5 protein-coding genes are annotated in these 7,854 nt (G+C 66.0%); 3 read left to right on the top strand and 2 right to left on the bottom strand.

Translation table 11 applies throughout. The features are described 5' to 3' along the window. The first annotated feature begins 635 nt into the window (after window positions 1-635). The 3 genes from AC5ZFO_RS27755 to AC5ZFO_RS27745 all read left to right on the top strand — a co-directional run bounded on the left by AC5ZFO_RS27755 (window position 636) and on the right by AC5ZFO_RS27745 (window position 4,383). Window positions 636-1,700: a ketopantoate reductase family protein gene (locus AC5ZFO_RS27755; protein WP_028160778.1), complete on the top strand. Its 1,065-nt coding sequence runs from the start codon at window positions 636-638 to the stop codon at window positions 1,698-1,700. A gap of 247 nt (window positions 1,701-1,947) precedes the next feature. Further along, window positions 1,948-2,766, top strand: a complete 819-nt coding sequence (locus tag AC5ZFO_RS27750) for a YkgJ family cysteine cluster protein (protein WP_282523516.1) — start codon at window positions 1,948-1,950, stop codon at window positions 2,764-2,766. A gap of 105 nt (window positions 2,767-2,871) precedes the next feature. Continuing rightward, the gene (locus tag AC5ZFO_RS27745) at window positions 2,872-4,383 is read left to right on the top strand and encodes a helicase HerA domain-containing protein (RefSeq protein ID WP_014492622.1); all 1,512 of its coding nucleotides are present in this window, start codon (window positions 2,872-2,874) and stop codon (window positions 4,381-4,383) included. Between the two features lie 6 nt (window positions 4,384-4,389). On the opposite strand, the gene AC5ZFO_RS27740 is transcribed toward AC5ZFO_RS27745, so the two are convergent. Beyond that, window positions 4,390-6,705, bottom strand: coding sequence for a TonB-dependent receptor (locus tag AC5ZFO_RS27740; protein ID WP_496122834.1), 2,316 nt, complete (start codon window positions 6,703-6,705; stop codon window positions 4,390-4,392). Beyond that, window positions 6,686-7,759, bottom strand: coding sequence for a HoxN/HupN/NixA family nickel/cobalt transporter (locus AC5ZFO_RS27735; RefSeq protein ID WP_282523518.1), 1,074 nt, complete (start codon window positions 7,757-7,759; stop codon window positions 6,686-6,688). The genes AC5ZFO_RS27740 and AC5ZFO_RS27735 overlap by 20 nt, the downstream gene beginning before the upstream one ends. Between the last annotated feature and the right edge of the window lie 95 nt (window positions 7,760-7,854).

Genomic DNA, 7,854 nt, shown 5'->3' with positions numbered 1-7,854 from the left:
CCACCGCAAGCCCGGCTCGCGAAACGTGACGACACAAGATCGCCCCTCTTGGTGAGCCGGGATGGGCGACACATACGCCGTTTCCGAATTTCGGTAAAGTGGAATATTTTCGCGCGCGCGGCTTGACGCCCTCTCGGGTGTTTTGCCCGACGGGCGCCGTGCCCCCGCCGCCCCGCTCTGCCGGACGACATCGCTCGTCTGGTTGCGCTTGAAAGTGATTCCCGGGAGCAGCGATCGGCCGCGGCGATACATTTTCGTCTCGACCAGCCGCGACGACCGAAACATTCGATAATTATGATTTCTGTATAGGCGAATATTTTCGGTGCCGGTCGGCGGGTATTTTCCCTTCTGGGGACAACAAGGAGCGTGGCCCGGATGGCGCCAACGGGGTCGGCGCGAAGCGCCGCCCGATGGCAGGCTCCGCGCCATCCGGGAAAAGCGCGCGCACCGGACGAGCAGCCCCCGATCGGGCCGCGCTCCATCCGGGCGACGGATCACCGCGCCCGCCCGGCAGTCCCGCCTTGTATGCATTATCCCAGTTGCCATCCCCGCGGACTTCGCTTTACATGCCGGCAACTCGCCCGCGGATGACGGCCGGGGCTCAAAAATCACACACATTTTCAAAGGGACGGAATATGGCGCGTAACATCCTGATTCTCGGGGCTTCTTACGGTTCCCTGCTGGGCACGAAGCTGCTGATGGCGGGCCATAACGTGTCCCTGGTCTGCCGCGCCAAGACCGCCGAGCTGATCAACCGTGACGGTACCGAGGTGCGCATCAAGCTGCGCGACGAGGCGGTGCACCGGGCGATCTTCTCGCGCGACCTGCCCGGCAAGCTCGACGCGGTGACGCCGGGCAATGTCGACCTCTCGCGCTACGACATGGTCGGCCTGGCGATGCAGGAGCCGCAATACACCAACCACACGGTCCGCGTTCTCATGGTCAAGATCGCCGCGGCGAAGCTGCCGTGCCTGTCGATCATGAACATGCCGCCGCTGCCCTATTTGAAGCGGATCCCGTCGCTCGCCGACATGGATCTCGAGGAGGCCTACACCAATGCGCAGGTGTGGGAGCGCTTCGAGCCCGGCCTGGTGACGCTGTGCTCGCCCGACCCGCAGGCCTTCCGTCCGCCGGAAGAAGCCGCCAACGTGCTCCATGTCGGCCTGCCCACGAATTTCAAGGCATCGGCCTTCGCCGACGAGAAGCACAACAAGGTGCTGCGCGAGCTCGAAGCCGACATCGACGCGGTGACGCTCGACGGTCACGACGTGCCGGTGAAGCTGAAAGTGTTCTCTTCGCTGTTCGTGCCGCTGGCGAAATGGTCGATGCTGCTGACCGGCAACTATCGCTGCATCACGCCGCACGAGCCGCAATCGATCCGCGACGCCGTGCACGGCGATCTGGCGCGCTCGCAGACGATCTACGACCATGTCGATGCGATCGCCCGCCGTCTCGGCGCCGATCCGCAGGACCAGGTGCCGTTCGCGAAATACGCCAAGGCCGCCGAAAGCCTGCTCAAGCCGTCATCGGCCGCGCGCGCGGTCGCGAGCGGCGCGCCCTTCATCGAGCGCGTCGACCTGCTCGTGAAGCTGATCTCGCATCAGCTCGGCACCCCCAATGCCGAGATCGACCGCACGGTCGAGACCGTGGACCTGAAGCTGAACGAGAAGATCGTGCAGGGCGGATCTGGCGCGCAATAGCAGCGTGCCGGCGCTGCCGTCACAGGTCGCGGCGGCTTGCACTGATCGACCGGATTTGTCGATGCAGACCGGATCGCCCTTGGGCATGGGCTTACGATTTGGCTCAATACGGCCCATCCTGCTCATCAGTCCGTTTGCGTAAATCCCGCATACATGCGACTGCTAGCCGTCACACGGGCGCCGACTTCCGCAGGTTCCGTGGCAGCGCGATGGCCGGATCGAAGGGCTGACAAACAAGTAGAAGACGATGGATCAGACGGCGTTGCAGGTCGCTCGCGCGGTGGAGGCCGGCGCGACGACGATGAAGGGGATCGTTGACGCGACCGGATTGTCCCGCCTCAAGGTCGAGCGCGCGCTGAGCACGCTGGAGAAGCAAAAGCTCCTCATTCGCGACGGCCAAGGATTTCGGCCGGCTAACCGGCAAACGCCGCCGCCGCTCACCCGGCAGTGCGGCTCGTGCAACGCCTGCTGCGATATCCTCGAGGTCGCCGCCGTCGACAAGCCGGTGAATCAGCTGTGCAGACACTGGCAGACGGGAACCGGGTGCACCATCTACGACCGCCGTCCGCAAATGTGCCGGTCCTTCGTCTGCGCCTGGCTGCAAGGTCATCTCGATGACGCGTGGTTTCCGGCGACGTCCGGCATCATCGTGCATTTCAGCCAGGACGCGGTGAACGTGACGGTCGACGACCACTGCCCCGATCGCTGGCGCGAGGAGCCCTATTTCAGCAAGCTCGCCGAATGGTCGCTGAACGGGATCAGGCGGATCGGTAACCGCGGCTACGCGACCCTCGTGGTCTCCGGCGAGAACCGGTTCCTGCTGCTCGGACGCACCATCGTTCCCGAGCCTACGCTGTTCGGAACGGCGTTCCTGCCGCTGACCGCCGACACCTTCCGGTTCTGGCGCGCGACATCGCCCGAGCATCTGCAGCGGCTGCACGAGCGCATCGCCGAGATCGAGCGTATCCGGCAGGAATTCGGCTCCTGTGCGATCCCTGAGAATGAGGACGACGATCCGCGGGCGCCCTATCGGCCCGCACTTTTACGGCAATCGAATCACGCCTGAACTCCGCCGTGGGCAACACCGCATGATTCGCACGGTGCCGCTCGACGCGCCCCGGCCGGGTTGATAAGCCCCTGTCCGCGAATGATGGGGACTTGAGTCGGGGACATGACAGTTGCGATCGAGATGGGGCAGACCACGGCAGGCGCCGCGGCCGCCATGGACCTCGAGGAACTGCTGGCGACCCGGCTCCTGGTGCAGGGCAATTCGGGCTCCGGCAAGTCGCATCTCCTGCGGCGGCTGCTCGAACAGAGCGCGCCTTGGGTGCAGCAGGCCATCATCGATCCCGAAGGCGACTTCGTCACGCTGGCCGAGCAATTCGGCCATCTGGTGATCGAGGCCGAGGACCACACCGAACGCGGCCTTCAGGTCGCCGGCGAGCGCGCGCGGCTGCATCGCGTCTCCACCGTGCTCAATCTCGAAGGGCTGGACGCCGAGAACCAGATGCGGCGTGCCGCGGCCTTCCTCGGCGGCCTGTTCGACGTCGACCGTGACCATTGGTACCCGATGCTGGTGGTGGTCGACGAAGCGCAGCTGTTCGCGCCGGCGGTCGCCGGCGAAGTCTCGGACGAAGCGCGCAAGCTCTCTCTCGGCGCGATGACCAATCTGATGTGCCGCGGCCGCAAGCGTGGCCTTGCCGGCATCATCGCGACCCAGCGCCTGGCAAAACTCGCCAAGAACGTCGCAGCGGAAGCCTCCAATTTCCTGATGGGCCGGACCTTCCTCGACATCGACATGGCGCGCGCCGCCGACCTGCTCGGCATGGAGCGGCGGCAGGCCGAATCCTTTCGCGATCTCGAACGCGGACAGTTCATGGCGCTCGGCCCGGCGCTGTCGCGACGCCCCCTGCGTTTGCATATCGGCCCGACCGACACCCACGCGCGCAATTCCACGCCGCGGCTGATGCCGATGCCGGAAGCCGCACTCGAGGATATGCGCGCCGTCATCCTGGCCGCGCCGCCGCCCGATGCCAGCCGCCCGCAGCGCCGGCCCGCGCCCGATCTGCTCGAGCAGCTCCGCGCCGCGAAGGCGGCCGCGCCGGAGATCCGGCCCGAGGTGGCCGAGGTTCCGATCAGTGCCGAGGAGCTCGCCGAGCGGCGCGAGCGCGTCGATCGTACGCTTCGCGCCGTGCTCGCCGAACCCGATGCCGGCTTCCGCGCCGTCGGCGTGCTCTATCAGGAGTTCGTGGTCCGCTGCCGCATCGAGGGGCTCGGCTCCGCGGTGCCTGATCTGAACGAATTCCGCCGCATGCTGACACGCGCGCGCGCCGGGCTCGGCGCCGAGCATGCCGAGGACGATGCCTGGCAGGACGTGTCGCTGCGCGCTTCGATCCTGCCCGACGACATGCAGGGCGTGTTCATGATGATCGCACGCGCGGCGAAGGAAGGCTGGCCCTGCCCCGGCGATGCCGCGATCGCGCGCGCCTATGGCTCGCATTCGCTGCGCCGCGCCCAGCGCCTGCTTGGCTACATGGAGGAGCAGGGCCTGATCGTCTGCCAGCTCGACGGCGGCGGGCGCCGGATCGTGACGCTGGTGGAATTGGCCTGGGCCACCGCGCCGGGCGATCCCAACGGCGACGATCTGCCGGCGGAGCCGGTTCCGAGCGCAGCCTCGGCTTGAGATCGCCTAGAACGTCCCGGCGACAGTCATGCGAAAGGTCAGCGGCTCGACCGGGTGCAGCACGTAATCCATCACGCCATTCTGGCAGACCGCCGTCGGCGCGACGCCGCCGGTGCAGAGATTATAGAGCGTGTCGGTCTTGAGCAGCGAGCCATAGGCATAAGTGATCTGGTTCGCCTGCGCGTTGAACAGATTGAGCACGTCGAGCTGAATGCGCCAGCCATTGTCGATGCGATAGCCGAGGCGGCCGTTGAAGATGCTGGTCGCGGACGAGCGGAACGCATTGTCTTCCGTCAGCGGGCTCGACGCCAGATAGCGCCAGCGCAAAGACCCGAACCAGCCGGTCTTCTCGCCGAGCGTGATACCGGCCGATGCCACCATCGCCGGTGCGTTCGGAATGTAGTTGCCGGGCGCGTTGCCGATCTGCGCCTCGGGATAGCCCGCCAGCGAGGCGTAGACCTCCGCCTGCTCGCTGTCAGTGCCACGAAAGCGCGCATGGGTCATGGCGAGATCGGCATCGATGTCGATCCACGAGCGCGGGCGGTAATGATTGGTCCACTCGAAGCCGTAGCGGCGGCTGGCGCGGGTCGCCGAGGTATCGCCGGCATCGCCGGAGAACAGGATCTCGGAATCCTGGTCGAGGATGAAGAGGCTGAGCGAGGTGTCGAGGCCGGGAACGATTTTGCTGCGGACGCCGACTTCGGCGCCCTTGGTGCGGACCAGCAGCGGCGACGGCGTCAGCCGCGTGGCGGGATCGCTCGGATCTTCCGTCGTGGTCGCGCCGCGCGCGTCGTTCGAGTGCATGCCGGTGCCGGCGCCGAGGAAGAATTCGGTCTGGTTGAACGGGCCGAGCACCATGCGGAATTTCGGGCTGCCGAGCGCGGCGTCAGTGCGGCCGGAATTGTTGGCATTGAACAGCGAGGTGACGTCGGCGGCATAATAATCGCCGCGCAGGCCGACTGTGGTCCTCAGCCAATCCGTCCAGCGCACGGTGTTCTCGGCGAAAACACCGACACTGCCCTCGCCGACCTTGTCGCCCCTGATGCTGGAGAGGAAGCCGCGCTGGAACGTGTTGCTCAGCGCCAGATCGATCGAATCATAGCGCGATTGCAGGCCGATCGTGGTCTGCATCGGCAGGCCTGCGAACGACCCGTTCAGCGTGCGCGAGATGTTGGCGCCGGCCATCAGGCGGTCGTCATGCTGATGGAACTGGTCGCCGAGCACGGGATCGCTGAGTAAATAGGTGAAGTTGTTGAAGAGGTCGAGCTGGCTCTTCACGACATAGGCGTTGGCCTGCCACGACCCCACATCGTCGCTCTGCGCGATGCGGCCGGAGAGCGCAAAGCGATTGGTGTTGCCGCCGTCCGTTGGATCTTCCGAGCCGAACCGGTCGAGAAAACCGCTGGTGATCGCGCGCTGCGGCACCTGGTCGGTCGAATTCCATTTGTTGGCATAGGCCATGCCGGTGATGGTCAGACCATCCGTCGCGGTGCCCTGGCTGTAGCGCACGAAGCCGTTCAGCTTGCGCACATTGTCCGGATTTGCCCAGGGACCGTTGTAGGTGCCGAGCTCGCCCGCGACGAGCAGCGAACCGTCGCCGACTTTCGCTGAGTCCATGCCGAGCAGGCGCCGATAGCCAAAGCTGCCGGCGGTCACCTGCGCGAGGCCCTTTTCGGTGCGGTCGATCAAGCCGATGCGCACGCTGCCGACGGACGCGAAATCGCTCTCGTCGGCGAAGTACGGTCCTTTGCGCACATCCATCGCGCTGATGGTTTCCGGGATCAGCCAATTGAGATCGGCATAGCCCTGGCCATGCGCGTGGGTGCGCATGTTGACGGGGACGTCATCGACATAGATCGCGAGATCGGTGCCATGGTCGAGATTATAGCCGCGCAGAAAATACTGGTTGGCTTTGCCTTCACCGGAATGCTGAGTCACGATCAACCCCGGCACGGCTTCGAGCACTTCGCCCGGCCGCGCGAAGGGGCGCGTGTTGAGCTCTTCACCGGAGACGGTGATCTCGCTCGCCATGTCCGGCGGGCCCTTTGCGCCGGAGGCGACGCTGCGGGCGTCCGAGGCCGGAGCCTGCGTCGGCTGAGCCACGTGACGGCGATTGGCCGGGACCGGCTTGCTGGCTCGCCGCGATGCGGGCGGTCTCTTGTGCGGCTTCGTCTCGCCGCCGGAGACCTGGATCGGCGGCAGTTCGCGCGAGGCGCCACTGCTCTGCGCGAAGGCGCTGCCGTCATCCGCGAGAAGCATGATGGCAGAAAATGCCGTCAACGCTCCGCAACGACGGCCAGACTCAGGCCGCGTCGGTCGCATCGGCGCCCCGAAGTCCATTCGCGCGGGACGCAGCGCCCGCAAACATGCGGCGATAGAGCAGGACCGAAACGAGCCAGGCGATCGCAAACAGCGCGATCACGGCGAAGCCGACATTGGCCAGCGATTCGTTCAGATTATCAACCAGGGCCCACACGCCGCCGCTTAGACCAAGCCGGTCGGCGATCAGGCCGAGCGCCTCGATGCCGCCGATCAACAGCGCCACCGCGACGGAGGCGCCGGTGATGGTGAGGTTGTACCAGAGCTTTCGCAGAGGATCGACGAAGGCCCAGCGATAGGCGCTGACCATCAGCACCGAGTCGGCAGTGTCGACCAGCGCCATGCCCGACGCGAACAGCGCGGGAAAGACCATGACGTCGACGAGCGAAGCGCCGCGCGCGGCTTCGGTCGCGGAGATGCTGAGCAGGCCGATCTCGGTCGCGGTGTCGAAGCCGAGCCCGAACAGGAACCCGAGCGGAAGCATGTGCCAGGGCTTTGTCACCAGGCGGAACATCGGGCCGAGCAGGCGCGCCAGGAATCCGCGGCTCGCCAGCAGCGCATCGAGCTGCGCGGCGTCGTGGATGCCCTGCGCGCGCGCGATGCGAAACGTCCGCCACAGGCCGACGAAGATGGCGAGATTGATGGCCGCGATCACGAGCAGGAACAGCGCCGACACCGATGTGCCGATGAGGCCGCCGATCTCCCTGAGCAGGCTGTCGCCGCCGAGGCTCACCACACCGAGCGCCAGCAGGATGGTCGCGATCACGACCACGGTGGAGTGGCCGAGGGCGAAATAGAGACCGACGCTGCGCGGCGCACCGCCCGCATGCATCAGCTTGCGCACGACATTGTCGATGGCGGCGATGTGGTCGGCGTCGACCGCATGGCGGAGGCCAAACACCCAGGCGAGCAGCGCGGTCGCCATCACCGTCGGCCGGTCACCGAACGCCGCGAAGGCCCAGGCCCATGCGGCGACATTGGCGGCGATGAGCCCGCCGAACAGCACCACCGTGGCGGGCTCGACCGCCCGCAAGGACCATTTCGTCACGACAATCATTCCGTCCGCACGCCCCTTCGCGGCGACGGTATGATCTTTTCATAAAATGATCACACTAACCAATGCAATTCCAGGGGGCCGCTTTGCAGGAATGC

Source organism: Bradyrhizobium sp. Unk1, assembly GCF_059512345.1.
This window is presented reverse-complemented; position numbering and strand designations above follow the sequence as displayed.